19 protein-coding genes and 1 tRNA gene are annotated in these 20982 nt (G+C 61.9%); 17 read left to right on the top strand and 3 right to left on the bottom strand.

Translation table 11 applies throughout. The features are described 5' to 3' along the window. Window positions 1-3 precede the first annotated feature (3 nt). From HRU71_01685 to HRU71_01675, 3 genes are all read left to right on the top strand, one after another. Window positions 4-1551, top strand: a complete 1548-nt coding sequence (locus HRU71_01685) for an ABC transporter permease subunit (protein ID QOJ02268.1) — start codon at window positions 4-6, stop codon at window positions 1549-1551. A gap of 2 nt (window positions 1552-1553) precedes the next feature. Then, complete coding sequence (locus tag HRU71_01680; GenBank protein ID QOJ04894.1) at window positions 1554-2297, top strand: amino acid ABC transporter ATP-binding protein; 744 nt, start codon at window positions 1554-1556, stop codon at window positions 2295-2297. 435 nt (window positions 2298-2732) lie between these two features. Then, a tRNA-Ser gene (locus tag HRU71_01675) sits at window positions 2733-2819 on the top strand. 20 nt (window positions 2820-2839) lie between these two features. Here HRU71_01675 and HRU71_01670 read toward each other — a convergent pair. The 3 genes from HRU71_01670 to HRU71_01660 form a co-directional block, all read right to left on the bottom strand. Continuing rightward, window positions 2840-4717, bottom strand: a complete 1878-nt coding sequence (locus HRU71_01670; GenBank protein QOJ02267.1) for a TolC family protein — start codon at window positions 4715-4717, stop codon at window positions 2840-2842. Continuing rightward, complete coding sequence (locus HRU71_01665; GenBank protein QOJ02266.1) at window positions 4714-5922, bottom strand: HlyD family efflux transporter periplasmic adaptor subunit; 1209 nt, start codon at window positions 5920-5922, stop codon at window positions 4714-4716. Before HRU71_01665 ends, HRU71_01670 begins: the two co-directional genes overlap by 4 nt. 153 nt (window positions 5923-6075) lie before the next feature. Beyond that, entirely contained in the window at window positions 6076-7944 is a 1869-nt protein-coding gene (locus tag HRU71_01660) for an ATP-binding cassette domain-containing protein (protein QOJ02265.1), read from the bottom strand. On the opposite strand from HRU71_01660, the gene HRU71_01655 reads away from it, so the two are divergent. The 14 genes from HRU71_01655 to hypB all read left to right on the top strand — a co-directional run bounded on the left by HRU71_01655 (window position 7886) and on the right by hypB (window position 20838). Further along, a complete protein-coding gene (locus HRU71_01655) occupies window positions 7886-8185 on the top strand; it encodes a hypothetical protein (GenBank protein QOJ01965.1) in 300 nt (99 codons plus the stop codon). The two genes, HRU71_01660 and HRU71_01655, sit on opposite strands and share 59 nt — an antisense overlap. 110 nt (window positions 8186-8295) lie before the next feature. Then, window positions 8296-9216 carry a LysR family transcriptional regulator gene (locus tag HRU71_01650; protein QOJ04893.1) on the top strand — a complete coding sequence of 307 codons (921 nt, stop codon included), beginning with the start codon at window positions 8296-8298 and terminating at the stop codon, window positions 9214-9216. Window positions 9217-9466: 250 nt separating this feature from the next. Then, entirely contained in the window at window positions 9467-10681 is a 1215-nt protein-coding gene (locus tag HRU71_01645) for a carbamoyltransferase HypF (protein ID QOJ02264.1), read from the top strand. 16 nt (window positions 10682-10697) lie between these two features. Continuing rightward, the gene (locus tag HRU71_01640; protein QOJ04892.1) at window positions 10698-10958 is read left to right on the top strand and encodes a HypC/HybG/HupF family hydrogenase formation chaperone; all 261 of its coding nucleotides are present in this window, start codon (window positions 10698-10700) and stop codon (window positions 10956-10958) included. Then, a complete protein-coding gene (gene hypD / locus HRU71_01635; protein ID QOJ02263.1) occupies window positions 10955-12139 on the top strand; it encodes a hydrogenase formation protein HypD in 1185 nt (394 codons plus the stop codon). Before HRU71_01640 ends, hypD begins: the two co-directional genes overlap by 4 nt. 65 nt (window positions 12140-12204) lie before the next feature. Beyond that, window positions 12205-13257 (top strand): hydrogenase expression/formation protein HypE, encoded by a 1053-nt coding sequence (gene hypE / locus HRU71_01630; protein QOJ04891.1) that lies wholly within the window; start codon window positions 12205-12207, stop codon window positions 13255-13257. A 233-nt stretch (window positions 13258-13490) separates the two neighbouring features. Beyond that, window positions 13491-14540, top strand: coding sequence for a 4Fe-4S dicluster domain-containing protein (locus HRU71_01625; GenBank protein QOJ02262.1), 1050 nt, complete (start codon window positions 13491-13493; stop codon window positions 14538-14540). 1 nt (window position 14541) lies between these two features. After that, window positions 14542-15399 carry an FAD/NAD(P)-binding protein gene (locus HRU71_01620; GenBank protein QOJ02261.1) on the top strand — a complete coding sequence of 286 codons (858 nt, stop codon included), beginning with the start codon at window positions 14542-14544 and terminating at the stop codon, window positions 15397-15399. Window positions 15400-15406: 7 nt separating this feature from the next. Next, window positions 15407-16150, top strand: a complete 744-nt coding sequence (locus tag HRU71_01615; protein QOJ02260.1) for an NADH:ubiquinone oxidoreductase — start codon at window positions 15407-15409, stop codon at window positions 16148-16150. Then, window positions 16147-17463: a Ni/Fe hydrogenase subunit alpha gene (locus tag HRU71_01610; protein ID QOJ02259.1), complete on the top strand. Its 1317-nt coding sequence runs from the start codon at window positions 16147-16149 to the stop codon at window positions 17461-17463. Before HRU71_01615 ends, HRU71_01610 begins: the two co-directional genes overlap by 4 nt. Continuing rightward, window positions 17442-17966 carry a hydrogenase maturation protease gene (locus tag HRU71_01605; GenBank protein QOJ02258.1) on the top strand — a complete coding sequence of 175 codons (525 nt, stop codon included), beginning with the start codon at window positions 17442-17444 and terminating at the stop codon, window positions 17964-17966. Before HRU71_01610 ends, HRU71_01605 begins: the two co-directional genes overlap by 22 nt. Next, window positions 17959-18414 (top strand): hydrogenase maturation nickel metallochaperone HypA, encoded by a 456-nt coding sequence (locus HRU71_01600; protein ID QOJ02257.1) that lies wholly within the window; start codon window positions 17959-17961, stop codon window positions 18412-18414. The genes HRU71_01605 and HRU71_01600 overlap by 8 nt, the downstream gene beginning before the upstream one ends. A 28-nt stretch (window positions 18415-18442) precedes the next feature. Continuing rightward, window positions 18443-20140: an NAD-dependent malic enzyme gene (locus HRU71_01595; protein QOJ04890.1), complete on the top strand. Its 1698-nt coding sequence runs from the start codon at window positions 18443-18445 to the stop codon at window positions 20138-20140. Window positions 20141-20148: 8 nt separating this feature from the next. Next, window positions 20149-20838: a hydrogenase nickel incorporation protein HypB gene (gene hypB, locus HRU71_01590; GenBank protein QOJ02256.1), complete on the top strand. Its 690-nt coding sequence runs from the start codon at window positions 20149-20151 to the stop codon at window positions 20836-20838. Window positions 20839-20982: the final 144 nt, after the last annotated feature.

Here is a 20982-nt window from a genome sequence, read left to right as displayed (position 1 = left end):
GACGTGCCTACCTGGTCCCATCGAATTGCCGTCGTCGTTCTTGCAATTCTCGCAGACGGCCTGCCGCCTGCCCACGCGGAACTGCTGGATGAGATTCGGGCACGGGGTGTGATGGTTTGGGGGGGCGATCAGGAAGGCAACGCGCCTTACGTCTATCCCGATCCGGATGATCCTGACAAGCTCGTGGGATTCGAAGTCGAGCTGGCCGACGCGCTGGCGGCCGAGCTGGGCGTCCGCGCCGAGTTTCGCCAATGCGACTGGCTGACGCTGCCGGAGTTCCTGCGCAGCGGGAAAATCGACATCATCCTGAATGGCTACGAATGGTCGCACGCACGGGCCGAGCGCATGGCGGCCAGCCGGCCCTATTACATCTATCAACTGCAACTGCTGGGCCGAGACGGCGGCATCGGCGCCTGGGAGGACCTGCGTGCGACGCCGGGTCGTCCGCGGCGGCAGATCGCGGTCCTCGGCGGCTGCGCGGCGTCGGAGTACCTGCACGCCCACTGGGAAACCGACGCCGACATCATCGAATACGACGGCAACACCAACGCCATGTTGCAGGTGCGCAACGGCGTACATGACGCCACGCTGCTCGATCTGCCCATGGCGGTGTTCTATCGCGACAAACCCCAGGGGAAAGGACTTCGTTTTGTTGGTGAGCCGGTGGGGCGGGGGTATTACGTGATCTATGCGAGGCCGGACCAGCGACGTCTGATCGCGGCGATTGATGACGCGATTGAAAGGCTCTTTCGCGATGGACGGCTGAAGACGATTTATGATCGCCACGGTGTCTGGACTGCGGCGCAGGAGAATCTTCTGTCAGCCGATCCGGACGCCGAAGCAGCCGAGTCGCAAACAACCGAGGGCGCGGAGTATGCTCGCACCGGCGTCGTGCGTGCCTACGGCGGCATTCTTCTTCGCGCCGCAGGGATGACCGTCTTGCTGACCGTTGTTTCGATGCCGCTGGCCATGCTGCTGGGGCTGATTGTGGCACTCATTCGCATGTACGGCCCGTCGGCATTGCGATGGGCATGCACGCTCTATGTCGAAGTGTTGCGCGGCACCCCGGTCATGCTGCAACTCTACGTCATTTTTTTCATTCTCCCACAGGTGCTTCCGTTCAGTTTCTCGCCCGTTGCAGCAGCGATCATCGGCCTCGCCGTGAATTACTCCGCCTACGAAGCCGAGATATACCGCGCCGGCTTGCAGGCGATCCCGCGCGGTCAGATGGAGGCCGCGCTGGCGCTGGGCATGACGCGCGGCACGGCGCTGCGTCGCGTGATCGTGCCACAAGCCGTGCGCATCGTCGTGCCGCCGGTGACCAATGATTTCATCGCCATGTTCAAGGATACTTCCGTCTGTTCCGTGATCGCGGTCACGGAATTGACGAAACAATACAACATGCTCGCCAACAGCACGGGCGAGGTGCTGAAGCTGGCGGCGCTGACGGCCGGCCTCTATCTCGCGATGAGCTACCCCTTGTCGGTCGTGGCGGCGCGGCTGGAGAAAAAACTGGCCGGTGCGGGCTACGGCGTGCCGATGGGGGCGTGACGATGATCCAGGCGATCGACCTTCATAAGCGATTCGGCACGACGCACGTCTTGCGCGGCGCGTCGCTGAAGGTTGACAAAGGCGAAGTCGCCGCGTTGATCGGTGGTTCCGGCAGCGGCAAGAGCACGCTGCTGCGTTGCATCAATGCGCTGGAGACGTTCGACGCGGGGAGCATTCGAGTCGGGGACATCACGTTGCCGGTGCCGTCAAACGGCGCCGATCAGGCAGCGACCCATCTGAAACTTCGCCGTCGCATCGGCATGGTTTTTCAGCAGTTCAACCTGTTCCCGCACATGAGCGCTATGGAAAACGTCATGTGCGGCCCACTTCATGCTCAAGGCACGCCGCGCGACGAGGCCGCCGTGCTTGCTCGGGAACTGCTGGACCGCGTCGGTTTGGCGGACAAGGCCGATGCGCGACCAGTGAGTCTGTCCGGTGGGCAGCAACAACGCGTGGCCATTGCGCGCACGCTCGCCAATCATCCCGAAGCGATTCTGTTCGACGAGCCGACCAGTGCCTTGGACCCGCGCATGACCGCCGAGGTCCTCGCCGTCATGGCCGATCTTGCGTCGAGCGGCCAGACGATGATCGTGGTCAGCCATCACATGGGATTCGTGCGCCGCAGCGCGACGACGGTTCACATGCTTCACGCCGGCCGCGTCATCGAAAGCGGTCCACCGGCCCAGATGTTCGAATCTCCCGCGCGCGACGAGACCCGCGAGTTCTTATCTCATGCCATGGAATGAAAACCGCTGATGCCCCCGGGGGCCAAGACGCCGAAGATCGGCGGTGCGAACAGAAAGTGCGTCCTCGACGCATCAGAATGAGTCAGCGATTGTTCGGCCGGGCCGCACCGTCGGGAACGCCGCGTGACTTCGATTCCTGCTCAAGGCGCCGGAAACAACTACGCCACCCACGGCATCCACATGGCGCAAAAACAAAGGGCATGATCGGATGGGAGAGAATCCCGGCCGCTGCCCTTCGCAGGTACGTCTTCCCCACCGACGGCCGCCACACGGCGCCCGAAGGCGACGCGACGAGGCCGCAAGTGGCTTCTGACGACCCTCCACTGGGAAATGATAGCGGAAACGCTTCGGTCCCTCCGCGTGAGATCGGCTTGCCTCTCGGCGATGAGTTTCTTACGATTCCCAATCGCGCCGGGCCGATGGGCCGGCAGTCCTGGAGAGGTGTCCGAGTGGCTGAAGGAGCCGCATTCGAAATGCGGTCAGCGGGCAACTGCTGCGGGGGTTCGAATCCCTCCCTCTCCGTTTCGATACGCGTCCGATCATCAAAAATCGGCTTCCAGCATATCGACTTTTGAATATCCAAGGAGTGTTCCGGTCGCGAACGCGAGGTCGACCAGCGACACCTGGTAGGCGACAATCGCGCTGGCTTCGCGGGCTTGGGCGTCGCCCAGTTGCGCGAGGGCCTCGAACACCTCGCGCATGGTTCGCGTACCCTGGTCAAACTGCTTGCGCTCCGCCTCATAATTCAATCCAGAGACGATGGCGGCCTGTCGAGCGGCAAGAATCCGTTTCCAGTTCTGGTCGAGCAGATCCAGGGCGTCCAGCACTTCCTGCCGGATGGCCAGTTCACGCGCGGCGCGGGTCGACAGTCGTTGCGTGCGCGTCAGCACGGCGCGACGAAGCTGCGCCTTGCGGGCTTCGTTTGTTACGGGGATCTCCCCCTTGATCCCGATGCCGTAGTTCGAATTATCAAAATCCCATGCATTTTGCCACGCGGTTCCCGGAGTGCCACCCGTGTCAATCAGGCCGTACTCAAAGTCGAGGGAGATCAGGGGGAGCGTCTGGTTCCTGGCAAAATCGACGCGAATCGCATCAGCGGCCAGCTCCAGCTCGACCTCGAGCATTTCCATGCGATTGGTCAGCGCGCGATTGATCAGCGGTTCCGGCTTCAATTCATACGCCAGCAGGGTCGGTGGCGTCGTGATGTCCAGGCGAGTCGGCGAGTTCAGGTCAACTCCTTCCAGGTTGAGAATGCGCTTCAAGTCGCGCTCTTGAATCCGCTCGTTCGTTCGCGCCACGATCAGGGCTTCGAGCTGCAAGGCGACGCCGGCTTGTGCCCGGATGACTTCGATCGGCGCGACCAGCCCTTCGTCGGCGCGCTTCTGCACCAGTTCGAGATTTCGATTGGCAAGCTCGTTCAGCTGCTCTCGAATCTCCAGCAGTTTTCTTGCGCCGTACAATTTCCAATAGGCCTTCTCCGCGGCCGCCAACAGGCGAATGGCGACAAGTTTCGTTTTGGCACTCGTCGCCTTGGCATCCAGCCGGGCGATGCGGATCGACGCGAGATTCGTGTCCAGTCCCGCGTTGCGAAGGAGCGGCTGGCTGATTGAAAAAACCAGGGGTGAAGTCGATTGATCCGAAGAAAACGGAGAGAGTTTGTTCTGGCGGTCAAGGAATTGGGTCAGGCCTACCCTTCCTCCAGTCGGTAGCGGCACATTCAGGCCCAGTTCGGCGTTGATGGATTCTTTGGTCTGCTCGATGGTCGTCAATTTAGCGATCCCGCCGTCGAACCCGCCGACCTTGTCAGCCTTCGGTGTTTTGCCCTCGGCCAGTTGTTGCATCGTATCAACGAACGACCGACCGGCTTCATACCGCTTGATGAGTTGGTCCAGTGCGGTTTTCTTTTCGGTGAACTGCACGAAGTCGCCGTCGAGCGCGGGCGGGTTCTGCTTTTTGTAGGAGGCCCCTAGGCGAATCGTCGCGTCGAACTTTGCCTCTTCTTCGCTGATGCGAGTCCGCGCCTTGTCCGGCTCGATGGCCACAACAGACAGATCAAGGTTGTTTTCCAGCACGGATCTGCGAGCCAGGTCGATCGGCAAGTCTAGCGAAGCCGGCGCAGTGGAAGGCGTCTCGGTTCTTGCCACGTCTTTCAAACTCGCCAAGCCGGATTCAATATCCTGCGGCGGCCGGATTGACTGCTTGTCCAACCGGGCTTGTTCGATGCCTTGCAGGCGACGATTCACCTGGTCTTCGAACTGCGGATCCAACCGACCCTGCCACGCCGAGCAGCCCGGGATCGCGGCAACGGCGATCCAAAGCAGCAGTGAGGGGATTCGGCAGGTCGGCGGCGCAGCAGAAACCCACGGCGTGCGAGGGGCGGGAGTGCGTCGGCCGTGCAAGCAGGGAACTGCGGCGGTCATTTCTTCGACGATTCCTCGGCCTTTCCGTCTCCCGGCGCAGGCTCCGATGGCGCAATGACGGGGGGAAATCCGTTGATCTGGCGCCAGACTTCGTATCCTACCGTGACCCGGTTCAGCAGCACCCAGCCCTTTGCGCGAACACCCTGTCGAAGGTATCGGCTATCCGGCCATGGATCGTCCGCCGGATCGGGAACGACCAGGACGCGGAATTGACCTTTGCCATTGTCGGTCGAGTCGATCAGCGCGACCCGTCCGCCGAATGTGCCGACCGCGACCGAAGGCCAGCCGACGAATTGAACGGCGGGCCAGCCTTCAAATTGAAGGCGAACGGGGCTTCCCTGGCGCACAAGTGGTGCATCGTTGCCGTCGATCCAAAGCTCGACCGAGGGGTTGTCGGTTTGCGGGACGAGGACCATCAGCGAGTCGCCGGCCTTGACGATTTCACCGTCCTGACTGGCATGGAGTCGAAAGACGTATCCATCGCGCGGCGCGGTGACAAGTTGGGATTGCTGTCGGGAAATGGCCACGTCGAGCTTGGCGAGGCTCGCGAGGGTCTCCTGGACCTGCCCCTGTGCTTCGTTCATGGTGGCGCGGGCAGAGTCAATTCGAGAGTCTGCCTCGGTGCGAATACGCTCCAACTCGGCTTCCATGGCCTGTTGTTCGTTTTGTGTGGCTTTGAGCGAGGCTTCGGCGCTTTGAACACTCGTTCGCGCTAATTCAAAGTCGCGTTCGGCCACTTCATAATCACGGCGGGACACCAAGCCGTCGTCGAGGAGCGCGCGGTACCGATTGAACTGCGCCTCGGCCGCCTTGAGCGCGGCCTGCGCCGCCTCGAGCGCGGCGGAGGAAGCACGTACCTTTTCGCGCGTCATTTCCAGCCGGTGCATGGCCGCCGTAACGGCCAAATCCCGCGTGGCGACGAGGTTGGCGACTTGTTGCTCGTAGGAGCGTACTTTTTCAACCGCCGCTTCATACTTGCCTTGCGTGGCGTTGCGTTCTTGTTGCAGGCGAGAAATCAACTCGGGGTCGATGTCGGAGATTTCAACCAGAGGATCACCGGCTAAGACGCGTGATCCTTCCTGCACGCGCCAACGCACGACTCGTCCGCCGAGGGGGGCCTTGATCGCCTGCTCGCGCTCCAGCGGCGCAAAAGCCAGCACGCGCCCCGCTGCTTTGATATTTTGCTGCCAAGGAACGAACAGCATTGCAACGGGGACACCCCCGCACGACAGCGCGATGCACCATGCAACCCGACCGAGCCAACGCGGACGCGCAACCATCGACATGACCGCAAAGTGCGGCTGGATCGTTCCCGAAGAAGCGTGTGAATGTGTTGCCTTCATTCCGATTTGTTCCCTCTAGGTCGTGACCGTCGCCCGTGGACGTACGGCGCCACCGTTCGCCGGCTCCGGGTCCCGATCCAGTCGCACGATGCGTGCGCCGCGCGACCGGCCGATCTCATGGCTGCCGAGAATCAAAACCGACCACGATGCATCGGGCGCCATCACGGCATTGAGCACGTGCTCACGGGCCTCTTCGTCCAAATCATCCAGCAAATCGTCAAGGACAAGCACTTGCGGGCGACCAATCATCGCACGGGCCACCATGAGCCGACCAGCCTGACCAGGAGAAAGCGGCGCGCCGGTCGGCGCCAGATGGGTGCGAAGACCGTCGGGCAGTTCTCGAATGCGCTCAAGAATTCCCACGCGCTGGAGCGCATCTCGGACGACTTCTGCCGGAATGTCGCGACGGCTCATGCGGACGTTTTCTTCCACGGTCCCTTCGACGATCTCGGTGCCGCGGACCAGTGCGACGTGTTCGCGCAGGCTGGCGAGGCTGATTTCCCGCAGGTCCGCTCCGTCCAGTGCGATGGTCCCGGCTGTCGGACGGCGCAGACCAATCAGCATGTCCGCCAGGAGGCTTTTTCCGGAGCCGTGGCGCCCCACAATGCAGACATGTTCGCGCGGCGCGACGGACAGCGAGAAATCGTGGATAACGGGCGGCTGCTCGGGAAAGGCATACATCACGCCGCGAAGCTCGAGCCTGGCGCCGTCACGCACGGGCTGCATGGCAACGCCGTCATCGCGCTCTAGCGGCAGGTCGAAGAGCTGACCGAGTTTGTCAACGGCCGCGAGCAGGTCGTACACGCTTTCGAGTGTCTTGCCGAACTTCGCGAGTGACGCCAGAACGCCGGAGACGATCAACTCGGCCGCCACCAGCTGCCCCAAGGTGAGTTGCCCATCGATCACGAGAAACCCGCCGAGGGTGAGGAGCGTGGTGGCGGCGAAAACCTGCGTCGCCAGGAAGCCGATGGTCTGTCGGAGCACGATGGAAAAATGCGTTCGGCGGCATTCGACGTAATCAACGGCCAGCGCGTCGGCGCGTTCGCGCGCGAAATCGGAGGCGCCCGCCAGCTTGAACACAATCGGATAGCGGGCCATTTCCTCCAGTGCCGCCACGACGGCGTATTTCGCACGGGATTCGGCAATGGCTGTCCGGACGGCGCCGCGCCCCAGTGCGAGCATGACAAAGATGATGGACAGAATCAGGAGGACATCGAAGGCGAGCAGGAAAGGATGGTAAAACGCGAGGATCACCAGCCCCACGAAAATCTGAAGCAGCACCGAGGCGCCGTCGAGCAGAAGCATCGCGGCGACCTTTTGGACGGTAACGATGTCGAAAAAGCGGTTGACCAGCTCGGGTCCGTTGCCCCGGTCAAAGCATTCCGCGGTTACGCGCGGCAGCCGCAGGGACAAATCCGCAAGGACGCGCACGAACAGCCGACGTTGCAGAATTTCGATGACGAACGCCTGCACCACCCGAATCGTGCCGGCCAGTGCCAGAAATCCGAACAAGAGTATTCCCAACACGACGAGCGGCTGGATCAGCCCGCCGAACGAAACGAAGTTGACCAGCGCCTGTACGGTGATGGGCGTGGCAAGCGTCAGGATACCGACGATCACGGAGAAGAGGAGAACCAGGCCGATGTCGCGCCGGTCGTTCGCGAAGAGGCGAATCAGGCGACGAAAGGGCGGGACGCCGGTGAGCGGCGGTTCGTGCAAGTGGGGGGTACGACCGGCAGCGGCGACGACCGCTGAGCCGTTGTCGTGCCCCGGGGAAGCGGTCCATGAACGATTCCGGTCAGAAATCACGCGTTCTCTCCTCCACGTGTTCGCGAACCAGCCAGGCAGCGCGATCGATGGCCCGCCGGACGGCGGACTCCGCATCGGGATCCCGAATCTCGATAAAAAAGCCCTGGGCGGAACGAAGAGATATTTTCAAGCGGCAACGGCAATTCCGTCGGTTGCCCGAATTCGCTTCGTGGTCCAGGAAAACATGTGTTCGTTCGATCAGGGCCTCGAATCGACCCAGGGCCAGTCGAATTCGCCGCGCGAGCGAATCACTCAAGTTGGCGGTTTTGATCGGCTCGGCGATTTTGAGGGACACCCGCATCGTTCTTCTCCATGATCGGCGCAGCGACCCTGCCCCGCCCGTCTGGTAAACATAGCAACCGCCCGTAAGAAAGAAAAATAGGAATCGATGCAGTGACATATACTTTTTTTCTATATAATCCCGGCATGATCTACCCCAATTACCACCACCTCTATTACTTCTGGATGGTCGCGCGCGAAGGGAGCATCCTCGCGGCCAGCCGCAAGCTGCACGTTTCCCAGCCGACCATTTCGGCGCAGATCCGAATGCTTGAGCGTTCCCTGGGGCAGCCGTTATTTCACCGCCACGGCCGCCGGCTGGAACTCACCGAGACCGGGCATATCGCGCTTCGCTATGCGGACGCGATCTTCACGCTCGGCCGTGAATTGAGCGAAACGCTTCGTGGACGACCGGTTGACCGCCCCCAGCGATTTGTTGTCGGAGTGGCCGACGCCGTGCCGAAGTTGATCGCCTATCACCTGCTCGAACCGGCCCTTCACCTGCCGGAGGGTGTCGAACTTGTCTGTCGGGAGGGCAAGCCGGACAAGTTGCTCGCCGATCTGGCGATTCACGAGCTGGATCTGGTCATCAGCGATTCACCGATCGGGCCGAATGTGAGCGTGCGGGCGTTCAGCCATCTTCTGGGCGAGAGTCCGCTTGCCGTGTTTGGAGCACCGGCGCTGGCACGAAAGTATCGCGCGCGATTTCCTGCGAGCCTTACCGGCGCGCCGATTCTGATGCCTGCCGAGACCTGTACGATCCGCCGGATGCTTAATCAATGGATGTTGACCACCGGCATCACGCCTCGCATTGTCGGGCAGTTCGAGGACAGCGCCCTCATGAAGGCATTCGGGCATGCAGGCTCCGGCCTGTTTTTTGGTCCGAAGGCTATCGCGACGGAGATCGAACAGCAGTACGGCGTGCAGTGCGTCGGGACGATTCCCGTTTTACGCGAACGGATTTATGCCATTTCCGTGGAAAGGCGAATTCGACACCCTGCGGTTCTCGCAGTGTCCGGTTCGGCACGGCGCGAACTCCTGCGAACGAGCAATCGATTATCAAAGTGACGGCATTGATTCGCGTGTTCCATCTGCCGGATGGCTCGATCCGATCCCGTTGAGCGTGTGAATGTGTATTTTCCATCGCCGCTGCGTCATCTTGCGCACCACATCGCGTCGCGGCGCATGGTGCGTATCGTTGGTCGTTTCGTTCCGGCATGGCATTGGAATTGCAATCCGATCTTGTTGATCTTGGCGCAAGTCCTGATCCAGGTTTAGGCCGGAGTCGCTTCGGGAGCGCGCAACGGAGGCGATCGCCATGTTGGTCCAGCCTCACAACCACAATGCGAAGCATGCCACCAACGACCGGTCAGCAACACCTTACGACTTCGCCATGGCTCGCCGTGTGTTCGAGCCAGTCCTCGCGCTGGGTGCCGAGAGTAAAGGCAGCATTTGTTTCTATCGCGAATCACGGGCGGAGCTGATCGGTGGCTTGGGCAATCTCACCCAGCCAACTCACTACCGCCGGTATCGGCAGCAAGTTGAAGCAGCCCTGCACCGCGCTGGTGCTGAACCGGCGCTGATCGCACATGACGCGCATCCGTCATACGTATCGACGCGATTGGCTCGAAGCTTCGGTTGGCCTTGTCTGGCTGTGCAGCATCATCACGCGCACGCCATGACGATCATGGCGGAGCACGACGTATGCGGGCCGGTGCTGGCGTTGGTTTGCGATGGGGCGGGATTCGGCAGCGACGGGACGATCTGGGGATGCGAGCTGTTGGTCTGCCGGGAGGAGACGTTTCAACGAGTGGGTCACCACGCTACGTTTCCCTTGCTGGGCGGTGACTTGGCAGCCGTTCAGACATGGCGACCGGCGCTGGCGCTGCTGCGTGCCGCCTTTGGGAATGATTGGAAGAACCACGTCACAGGCGGCGTCGCGTCCATCAAGACGAATGAAGCAGAATGGCTGGCTGGTCGGCGGACTGCGGCCGAGGCCCACTTGCAGACATCGAGCCTTGGCCGGCTCTTCGACGGCGTTTCCTGCTTGCTGGGTTTGTGCGATCGCAATGAGTATGAAGGGCAGGCGGCCGTTGCATTGCAGAGGGCGGCCGAAGTCTGGACCGGCGCGCCGTACGCCTATGAGACGCTAGTAGATGTTCGGGGGGTGCGGATGAGCTTGATACCCTGTGTTCGAGCACTGGTTGCGGACGCGCAGCAGAGGCGATCCGTGGCGGAAATCGCGGGGCGGTTCCATGAGACCGTCGCGCGGATGCTGACTTCCGCGGCGCAAATCATGGTCGATCGCACCGGGATTCGTTTGATCGTGTTGAGTGGCGGCTGTTTTGTCAACGAATTGTTGCGTGAGCGCGTAATTGCGCAGTTGGCCGGATTGGGGCTGGATGTATTGACGCCGCGTCGCACATCGTTTGGCGATGACAGCCTTGCGCTGGGGCAAGCGGTGATCGGGGCGGCGTGGCTTGCGTCGCAGCGCCGGGTCGATGGTCCGACTCCGGCTCGCATCCCGTTGTGAAAGGGCGGTGAGGAAGATGTGTCTCGCTGTGCCGGGTAAGTTGATCGAGTGCGAAGGCGCCGACGCCGTCGTCGATATGCAAGGCAATCGGGTGCGAATCGTTCGCGTGCTGACCCCCGAGGCGCGGCCGGGTGACTGGGTGCTGGTGCATGCCGGTTTCTCGATTTCGATGATGGATGAGAAGACCGCGCATGCGACGTGGGACTATTTGAACGGAGCGTATGGCGGCGAAGCGTTGAAAGACGCACTAAGCGAAGCCAAGGAGTGCGAATCGTGAAAGCAGACATCCCATCCCTGCTCGCCGACGTGGCGGCATCGGTTCGCCGGATCGGTCGTCGCGTGCAGATCATGGAAGTCTGCGGTACGCACACCGTTTCGTTTTTCCGAAGCGGGATTCGCTCGCTGCTGCCGCCGGAGCTTCGGCTTATCAGCGGACCGGGCTGTCCGGTCTGTGTGACGGCACAGCGGCACGTCGACGCCGCGATGGAACTCGGTGCTCGGCCTGACGTCACGATCACGACATACGGAGACATGCTGCGCGTTCCGGGTCGGCGCGGCAGTCTCGAGTCGCTGCGGGCTGTCGGCGCGGACGTTCGCGTCGTGCAGTCGGCAATGAAGGCCGTCGAATGGGCAGCGGCCCATCCCACTCGACAGGTCGTCTTTCTGGGAGTGGGCTTCGAGACGACGGCGCCGGCGACCGCGGCGGCGGTGCTGGCCGCTCGGCGCGACGGCATCGCCAATTTCAGCGTGCTCATGTGCCACAAGCTGGTCGTGCCGGCCATGACGGCGTTGTTGCACGGGCAACGGGTGCTGCTCGACGGATTCCTTTGCCCCGGGCACGTCAGCGTCATCATCGGGGCGAAGGCCTATCGTCCGTTGGTACAGCGATTCGGCAAGCCGTGCGTCGTGGCGGGATTCGAGCCGTCGCAATTGGCGATGGGATTGCTCCATCTCGTGCGACAAATCGAAGACGGCGCGGCACGATTGGAAAATGTTTACACTGGTGTCGTTCACGAAACAGGCAATCGCACGGCGCGCGGGCTGATGCGGCGCGTGTTTGTTGTGGCCGATGCACCGTGGCGCGCGATGGGCGTGATTCCGAGAAGCGGTCTTGAATTGGCGCATGCTTACCGAGAGTTTGATGCGCTGGAGCGTTTCGGCATCACACTTGGAGAGGATCATGATCCGCCCGCGTGTCGATGCGGCGAGGTCATTCAGGGTGTGGCCATGCCCGAGGAGTGTCCGTTATTCGGGAACGGTTGCACGCCGCGCACGCCCATCGGACCCTGCATGGTCAGCGGCGAAGGCACCTGCGGCGCATGGTATCGCTATGCGTCTGCGTTGCGATCACGCGGCGGCCAATGGGCGAAGAGATGGGCCCACGTGGATTCCCACGGCAGGGAATCCAGCGAGGTCGCTGCGATTGGCAAGCCAACACCCCGAGGGGATCTGCCATGAGTACGTTTCAATCAACATCGGTTGCGGGTCCGATCGCGTCAGGCAGCCCTGCTCCGGCGGCGTCCATGCCGGGCAACGCGCTCGAGCGCGTCGTTGTCGCGCACGGAGGAGGAGGAGAATTGACGGCGGCGCTGGTTCGCGAGCACTTCCTGCCGAAACTCGCGAACGGGCAATTATCACCGCTGACTGACGGCGCGATCCTGGATTGGTCGCGCGACAAACTGGTCTTTACGACGGATTCCTACGTCGTGACGCCGCTGGAGTTTCCCGGTGGCGACATTGGTCGGCTGGCTGTGTGCGGCACGGTGAATGACCTCGCCGTGATGGGAGCGAGGCCGATCGCTCTTTCCCTGGGCATGATCCTCGAAGAGGGGCTGCCGATGGCGGTGCTGGATCGGATCGTGGCATCGATCGAGGCGGCCTGCCGGGAAGCCGGGGTATTGATCGTGACGGGTGATACGAAAGTCATCGAAGCACGGCGAGGATTGAGCGGAGCCGCGGGCGAACCTGCATTCTTCCCGGGCATGTACATTAACACGGCTGGGATCGGCGCGCCACTGCCCGGCGCGAAACTGGATGTTTCGCGCGTACACCCCGGCGACGTGATCCTCGTGAGCGGCGCGCTCGCCGAACACGGACTGACGGTTCTCGCCGCGCGCGAGGGAATCGAGTTTGACAGCAATCTTGCAAGTGACGCCGCGCCGCTGAACCACATGATCCAGTCGGCGCTGAATGCCGGGGCCGACATTCGATTCATGCGCGACGCGACGCGCGGCGGCGTGGCCGGAGTCCTGGCGGATATCAGCGAGCAGCGCGAGGTGAGCATCGTGATCGAGGAGGCGGACTTGCCGATTACCCCGACCGCACGGCATGCCTCGGAAATGTTCGGGCTGGATCCGCTGACCGTCGCCAATGAGGGCAAAGTCGTAATCGTGGTTGCGGCACGTGCCGCCGAAAGCGTGCTGAACGAACTGCGCGGCCACCCCTGCGGTCGACAGGCCGCGATCATTGGGCGTGTTACCGCCGAGCAGCCACCCTTGGTGGAACTGCATACTGTTTCAGGCGGCGAGCGAATCGTCCAGAGGCCCTACGGTGAAGAACTTCCGCGTATTTGTTAGCGAATCGCCACGAATCCGAGCCGCGCGCGTCGGCAGGCGGATGCTTCGAGGCAAATCGTCCGCTCGAACACCTGGTCGCTTCGGTCCCTGCGGATTAACAGCCACGGATTGCGCACTAATTCGCCCTGGCTTCAGATCGCGCATCAGAACTTCCAGTTGTTGCTTTGGAACCGCGCGGCATCCGACTTGCAGCATAACCCGGCGGGCCGACCGGCGGCCGTGGAGGTGCTGCCATGCTGGACCGAATGCTGAATCATGAGGGTTTGATCGAGATGCTGGACGAAATGGCGCGGAAGCGGCGGCTGGTCGGGCCGGTTCGTCGCGGCGAACGATATCTTTACGAAGAAGTGACAGAACCGCGGCAGCTCGACCTTTCATTTACTTATTGCGTGTATGGGCCGCGGAGTTATCTGTTTCCGCCGGTTGAGACGCTCTTCACTTTCGAGCGTGAAAATGGATCGTTTCGAGCGCGAGCCTTGCTGGATGATCGCCCGTTGGCGCTGATCGGGGTGCATCCGTGTGATCTGCACGCCATCGCCCTGCTGGATAAGGTCTTTGCCCAGGAACACCCGGATGAACATTATCTGACGCGCCGGCGGCACACGTTCATCATCGGGATCGACTGCGCGCGCCCCTGCACCGAAGGTGTGTTCTGTGCCGACATGGATTGTCACCATGCCGAGAGCGGCTTTGATCTCATGCTTTACCCGTTGCGCACCGAGTCAAACGGGGGAGCGCGATACGGCGTGCGGTTCGGCACGGCCGAAGGGCGTCAATGGGTCCTGTATGGGCGGCGCAGCGAAGTCCCGACGCTGGACGATGAGCGTGCTTTCGATCGCGCGCTGCGTGAGAAAGCCGCGACCTTCACCCGGCGCATCAAGACCCCCGCGGAAGAACTGCCAGTGCTGTTGAATCGCTCGTACGACTCCCTGTTGTGGGAAGCCACGGCGAGGCGGTGTTATTCCTGCGGCAGTTGCAACCTCTCCTGCCCGACCTGCTATTGCTTCAATATCCTCGATGACTTGAGTCTGGACGGCACACATGGTTCGCGGCGCCGGGAGTGGGACGGCTGCCAGATCAAGAACTTCGCGACCGTCGCCGGGCCGCACAACTTCCGACCGAAGGCGGCCTCACGTCTGCGCCATCGGATTTATCGCAAGGCGAAGTGGATTCGTGAGAAGACGGGCCTGCCGGGGTGCGTCGGGTGTGCCCGGTGCGATCGAGCCTGCACGGCGAAGATCAACTCCGTGGAAATCTACAACCAGCTCGCGGAGGAGGTGTGAGATGATCCCGGCCCCCGTGCTGCATCAGAACCCTGCCGGCAGTGTTTACGTGCCGTCGCCCGCTCGGATTCTTCGTGTCACTCGGCTAACGGAAATGGAAAGGCTCTTCGAGCTGGCGTTTCTGGACGAACGGCCGCTTGGGCACGACCCCGGACAGTTCGTGCAGGTGTCCGTACTGGGGTACGGCGAGTGTCCGATCTCGATCTGTTCGTCGCCGACGCAGCGAGACCGATTCGAGCTGTGCATTCGCCGCGTCGGGCGCGTGACCAATCGGTTGCATCAGCTGGAGGCGGGCTCGGTCGTTGGAATTCGGGGACCGCTGGGGCACGGCTTTGACCTGCACGAGTTTCATGGGCGCGACGTGCTGGTGGTGGCGGGGGGGTTGGGGCTGGCGCCGCTTCGGTCCTTGATTCAGTACGTCCTCGACGAGCGCGAGCGGTTCGGGCAGTTTCATCTGCTCTACGGCGCGCGCTGCCCCGCGGAATTGCTCTTTCAGGAAGACCTCGTCCGCTGGCGACAGAACCCCGGCGTGAACCTGCTCATCACCGTGGAACGGCCGGATGAACAATGGCGGGGACGCAACGGTGTGGTGACGACGTTGTTCAAGGACCTGCCGAAGCTCGACCCATTGAATACGAACGTCGTGATCGTCGGGCCGCCGGTGATGTTCAAGTTCGTCGTGCTGGAAGTGCTCGCGCGGCGCATTCCGCAGAGCAGCATCTACTGCTCGCTCGAACGGCACATGAAATGCGGGATCGGCAAGTGCGGCCACTGCCAGGCGAATCACGTGTACGTCTGCATGGACGGACCGGTGTTCAAGTACGGCGAACTGAAGGCCATGCGTGAGGCGATGGAGTGAGTGAAGCATGAAACCGCGAATCGCCATCTTCAGTCTGACGGGTTGTGAGGGATGTTCGCTGGCGATCCTCGAACTGGAGGACCAGTTGCTGGACCTGCTGGGTGCCGTGGACATTGTGAATTTCCGCGAAGGCATGACCGAAAAGGCCTGGGACATCGACATCGGCTTCGTAGATGGTGCCGTATCCACACCGGAGGACGAACGGGAGGCCAAGCGCTTTCGCGAAGCCTGCAAGACCCTCGTAGCCATCGGTTCGTGCGCCTGCCTCGGCGGCATCAATACACTCAAAAATCATCAGGCCATGGACGACTATCGCCGCTACGTGTACGGCGAGCGCGCCGATTGGTTTCCGACCCTGCCGGCCCGGCCGCTGTCGGCCGTCGTGAAAGTGGACTACGAACTGCCGGGCTGCCCGATGATCAAGGAGGAGTTCCTGCAATTTGTGAAGGATGTGCTCGCGGGCAAGCCGTTTAAGCTGCCGGACACGGCCGTGTGCGTGGAGTGCAAGAAGCGCGGCAACGTCTGCCTGTATGAACAGGGCATCTGCTGCCTTGGGCCGGTGACGCGCGCCGGATGCAACGCGATCTGTCCGAGCTTCGGTTCAAAGTGTGAAGGCTGCCGCGGGATTGTGGATCGCGAGGCGCTGCTCGCCGCCGGCGTCAACCTGCGCGAGCAGTACGACATCCCATTGGAGCAGGTTCTTGCCGATTTCAGACTCTTTGGCGCGTACCAGGAAGGAGACCTGCCATGAACGATGTCACGATCGACGTTCGGCATGTCACGCGCGTGGAGGGGCACGGCAACATCGCCATCAACGTGCAGGATGGCGAGATCACGCGGCTGGAGCTGGCGATTGTGGAAAGCCCACGGTTCTTCGAGTCCTTCCTGCGCGGGCGGATGTATTACGAGGTGCCGCACATCACCTGTCGCATCTGCGGCATCTGCTCCGTCGGACACACGACCGCGAGCGTCAAGGCTGTCGAAGCCGCGCTGGGCATCACACCGAGCGAGCAGACGGTGCTGCTGCGCAAGCTGATCCTGTACGGCGAGGAGTTGCAGAGTCATTTCCTGCACCTGTACTTTCTCGCTGTGCCGGACTTTCTCGGCGTCGGCTCCGTCATTCCTTTGGCGCGAACGAATCCTGATGTGGTCAAACGCGCCCTGCGAATGAAAAAACTCGCCAACGATATCTGCGGCGCGGTCGGCGGGCGTCACATTCACCCGATTGCCATTCACGTCGGAGGCATCACGCACCTGCCGCGCGATGAGGAACTGGCAGGACTGAAGCGCCGGCTGGAAGAGTGCCGCACCGATCTGGCAGAGACGGTGGGCCTCTTTGCCACGCTCAAGCCGCCGGATCTGCATCGTGATACGGAATACGTGGCCTTGAAGGATCCTGGCGGCGAGTATGCCTTCTACGACGGCGATATTGTCTCGACGCGCGATCCGGCGCCGACGCCTGTTGCTCGATACCGTGAGCGGGTCATTGAATCGGTCGTGCGTCATTCGGCGGCCAAGCACTGTCGCTCGCCCCAGAGCGAGACGTACGCGGTGGGGGCGCTGGCGCGGTTCAACAACAATCACGAGCAACTGCATCCCCGGGCCAAGGAAGCGGCCCGAGCGCTGGGTTTGCAGGCTCCGTGCGACAACCCGTTCCACAACAACACCGCGCAGCTCGTGGAGTCGGTTCACTGCGTCGAAGCATCGATTGAATTGATCGACGAATTGCTGCGACGGGGACTGCGTCCCGAACCGCTCGTGAAACCGCAGCGCTACGGCGAACTGGGCGCCGGTGCGGCCGAAGTTCCACGGGGTGTGCTTTTCCACGAGTTTGGAATCGACCGTCAAGGTCGTGTGGAAAGCGCCAATTTGATTATTCCCACAGGCCAGAATCTTGCGAACATCGAGGCGGACATGCGTGCCATGGTGCCCAAGTTGTTGCAGAGCGACCTGTCCAAGGGTGAGATGAAGCTGCAACTTGAGATGTTGGTGCGGGCGTATGACCCGTGCATCTCCTGTGCGACGCATTTGCTGGATATCGAATGGCAGGGGGAACGCTCATGATCGCGGGGCGAATGGAGATTGTGATTGTCGGCTGTGGCCGCTGGCTGTACGGAGATGATCTGGCTGGTCTCGCAGCGGCCGAGGCACTCTTGGGCATGCGATTGCCGGATGTGCGGATTTACGCCAGCGAATCGCCTGCGGCGGACATCGCCTTGTATGCGACAGACGCGCGGATTCTGATCGTGATCGATGCGGCCCGTGCCAGCGAGGACCTGCCGGCGGGATTTTGGCGAAGAGTGAATTATCGGGAGATCAAGGACCGATTGAACGAGGCACGATCTCCCAGCGCGCACACGCTTAGCGTCACGACGGCCCTGACGCTGGCCGATCGCCTCGGATGCCTGCCGCCGGACGTGTGGATTTATGCCATCGGCGCGGTCTCCACCGAGGCCGGCGCGAAAATGTCCAAAGCCGTGGCACGCGCCGTGCAGGAAGTAACGGAGGCCGTTCGACGCGACGTGATCGTTTGGCACCGGAAGCACGCGGAGTTGAGCCATGCATGAGATCGCCATTGCCAAAGCCATCGTGGAGGGCGCCTGTGCCGAGGCCCATCGGCTCGGATTGGCTGCGATTCAGCGGATTCGCTGTCGCGTGGGCGTGCTTCGCCAGATCGATTCGGACTTATTGCGCGATGCGTTCGAGATGGCATGCAGCGAATCGGCATGCGACGGCGCGACGCTCGAGGTCGTGGCAGCTCCCATGACGGCCCGTTGCCCGACCTGCGGCACGGGGTTTGATATCACCGGTTGGGACTGGTCCTGTCCGCGCTGTGGCGCGGAGGGTCTGGACCTGCGCGGCGGGGATGAGCTGGAGATTGTTTCGATCATGCCGGACTTTAGTGTTTCGCGCGCCAATCAAGGCGAACATCGCCATCAAGCCGGGCATTCCGCCGGGCGACCGATACGGAGCCTGGTACGCAATCAGCAAGGTCGAGTTGCGCGAGACGAATGAAAGGAATGGTTCCATGAGTGACACCATGATGGCTACGACAAAGGCGCGAGCGGCAGGTCGATCAGGCGATCAGTTGACCGGTGCGCGCCTGTTGCGTGATCCCATGCGAAACAAGGGACCGGCCTTCACCGACGACGAGCGCGAACGATTCGGGTTGCGTGGTTTGCTGCCGCCGACCAGCCTGACGATCGAGCAACTCGTGGCGCTGGAGCTGGAACACCTGCGAGAAAAGTCAGACGATTTGGAAAAATATATCGGGCTGGCCGCGCTCCAGGACCGGAACGAAGTATTGTTTTATCGGGTGCTGACGGAAAACCTGCCCGAATTGCTGCCGATTGTTTACACGCCAACGGTCGGCCGCGCATGCCAGCGGTACAGTCACATCCTTCGGCGGCCGCGCGGCATCTGGATCACACCCGACGACGTAGCCCGGATCCCTGAACTGCTTCGCAATGTGGGCGAGGCGGACATTCGCCTGATTGTCGTAACGGACAATGAACGCATTCTTGGGTTGGGCGATCAGGGCGCCGGGGGGATGGGCATCCCGATCGGGAAACTGACACTCTACACCGCTGCCGCCGGGATTCATCCTTCACAATGCCTGCCGGTCAGCCTCGATGTCGGAACCAATAATGCCGAGTTGTTGAATGACCCGTTCTATCTGGGCTATCGCCGGCGACGAATTCGTGGCGCGGAATACGACGAATTGATAGAGGCGTTTGTCGAAGGTGTTAAGGAAGTCTTTCCACGCGCGATCATTCAGTGGGAGGATTTCAACCGCCAGACCGCTTTTGACATTCTCGAACGCTACCGGCGGCGAACACCCAGTTTTAATGATGACATTCAGGGCACCGCGGCGGTGACGCTCGGCGGAATTCTGGCGGGGCTGCGGCTGACGGGCGGGAAGCTCGCCGATCAGCGGATTGTCTACGCCGGCGCGGGCAACGCGGGGATCGGCATTGCCCGCCTCGTGCGCGCCGCGATGCGTGCCGAGCGGATTCCCGAATCGGTCGTCATGAACGCGCAACTCTTATGTGACACTCATGGCCTTCTGCATGCCCGACGACCACTGGAAGACGCGAACAAACGCGAATTCGCCGTTGCCGAGGCGCGCCTTGCTGCGCTGGGTTTTGCCGGCAATGGGCCGTTTGACCTGCTACAGGTTGTGACGCGTTTCAAGCCGACGATTCTGATCGGCACGACGGCGATGGCGGGAACTTTTACCGAGGAGATCATCCGGGCGATGGCGCAGTCTGTCGACCGCCCCATGATCTTCCCGTTGAGCAATCCCACGTCAAAAGCCGAGGCCACGCCGGCCGAGGCGATCCGCTGGTCGCGCGGCCGCGCGCTGGTGGCCACGGGCAGCCCCTTCGCGCCGGTTGATTTCGAAGGCAAGCGACGCGTCATCGGTCAGGCCAACAACGTGTTTGTCTTTCCGGGAATCGGACTGGGCTGCATGGTTGGCGAAGTGAGCGAAGTCGTCGATGAGTTGTTCCTTGCGGCGGCAAAAGCGCTGGCGGAATGCGTCACACCGGAGCGATTGGCCGATGGCGCGCTTTATCCAGACCAGTCGATGCTCCGTGAGGTCAGCCGCCGCGTGGCGTGCGCGATTGTCAATGTTGCGAGGGATATGCGAATTGGTCGCTGCATTCCAGCGGACCAGGCGGCGGCGGCCGTCGAGACCGCGATGTGGCAGCCCGGTTACGACCGCGCGGACTACGAATGAGGTGTGGCATGGAAGAGATACCCGTCCTGCGAAAGGTGCTGGAGAAGAACGATCGTGCGGCCCAGGAGAATCGCGCGCTGTTCGATCAGCATGGCATCCGCTGCATTAATCTTCTCGGCGGGGCGGGCTGCGGCAAGACGGCGCTGCTGGAAGGCGTGCTTCCGCGCATCCGTTCGAAGGTCGCGTGTGCAGTCCTGGAGGGCGATTTGGCGACGACCAACGACGCCCGACGCATCGCGGCGATGGATCTGCCGGTGGTTCAGTTGCTTACCGAGGGATCTTGCCATCTCTCGGCAGTGCATGTGCAGCATGCGCTGCGCCGATTGGATTTGCCCCGGTTGGACCTGGTCATTATAGAAAATGTCGGAAATCCGGTCTGCCCGGCGAATTTCGACTTGGGTGAGCATCTGCGCGTGGCGGTCCTTAGCGTCGCCGAGGGCGATGACAAGCCGGAGAAGTATCCGCTGTTGTTTCGGGATGCGCAGCTCATCGTGCTGACCAAGTGCGACATGCTTTCGTACGTCAACTTTGATTTGGATCAAGCGACTCGACACCTGCGACGCCTCAATACCACTGCGACGATCCTTCAAACCGGTCGAGGGATGGAGAGGGGGTTTGAGGAAGTTTCCACGTGGCTGGCGTCGCAGGTTGATTCTGGTTCGCGGGCCATCGAAAAGTCCATTGTCGCGTCGGCATAACCCACCTTCGCGTGCGTGGATTTCCGCAATCTGACGGATTCCGCGGATTGAGACGCGCGCTGACCCTTGCCAAACACCACACACGGGCCACACCAGCAGCTTCTCGGAGGCTGGTACGGAGCTTGCAAGTTTTGTTTCTTAGCA

Source organism: Planctomycetia bacterium, assembly GCA_015200345.1.
In the GTDB taxonomy this organism is placed as follows: Bacteria; Planctomycetota; Phycisphaerae; order UBA1845; family UTPLA1; genus PLA3.
The sequence above is the reverse complement of the archived record's forward strand: the minus strand, read 5'-3'. Positions and strand labels throughout refer to the sequence as shown.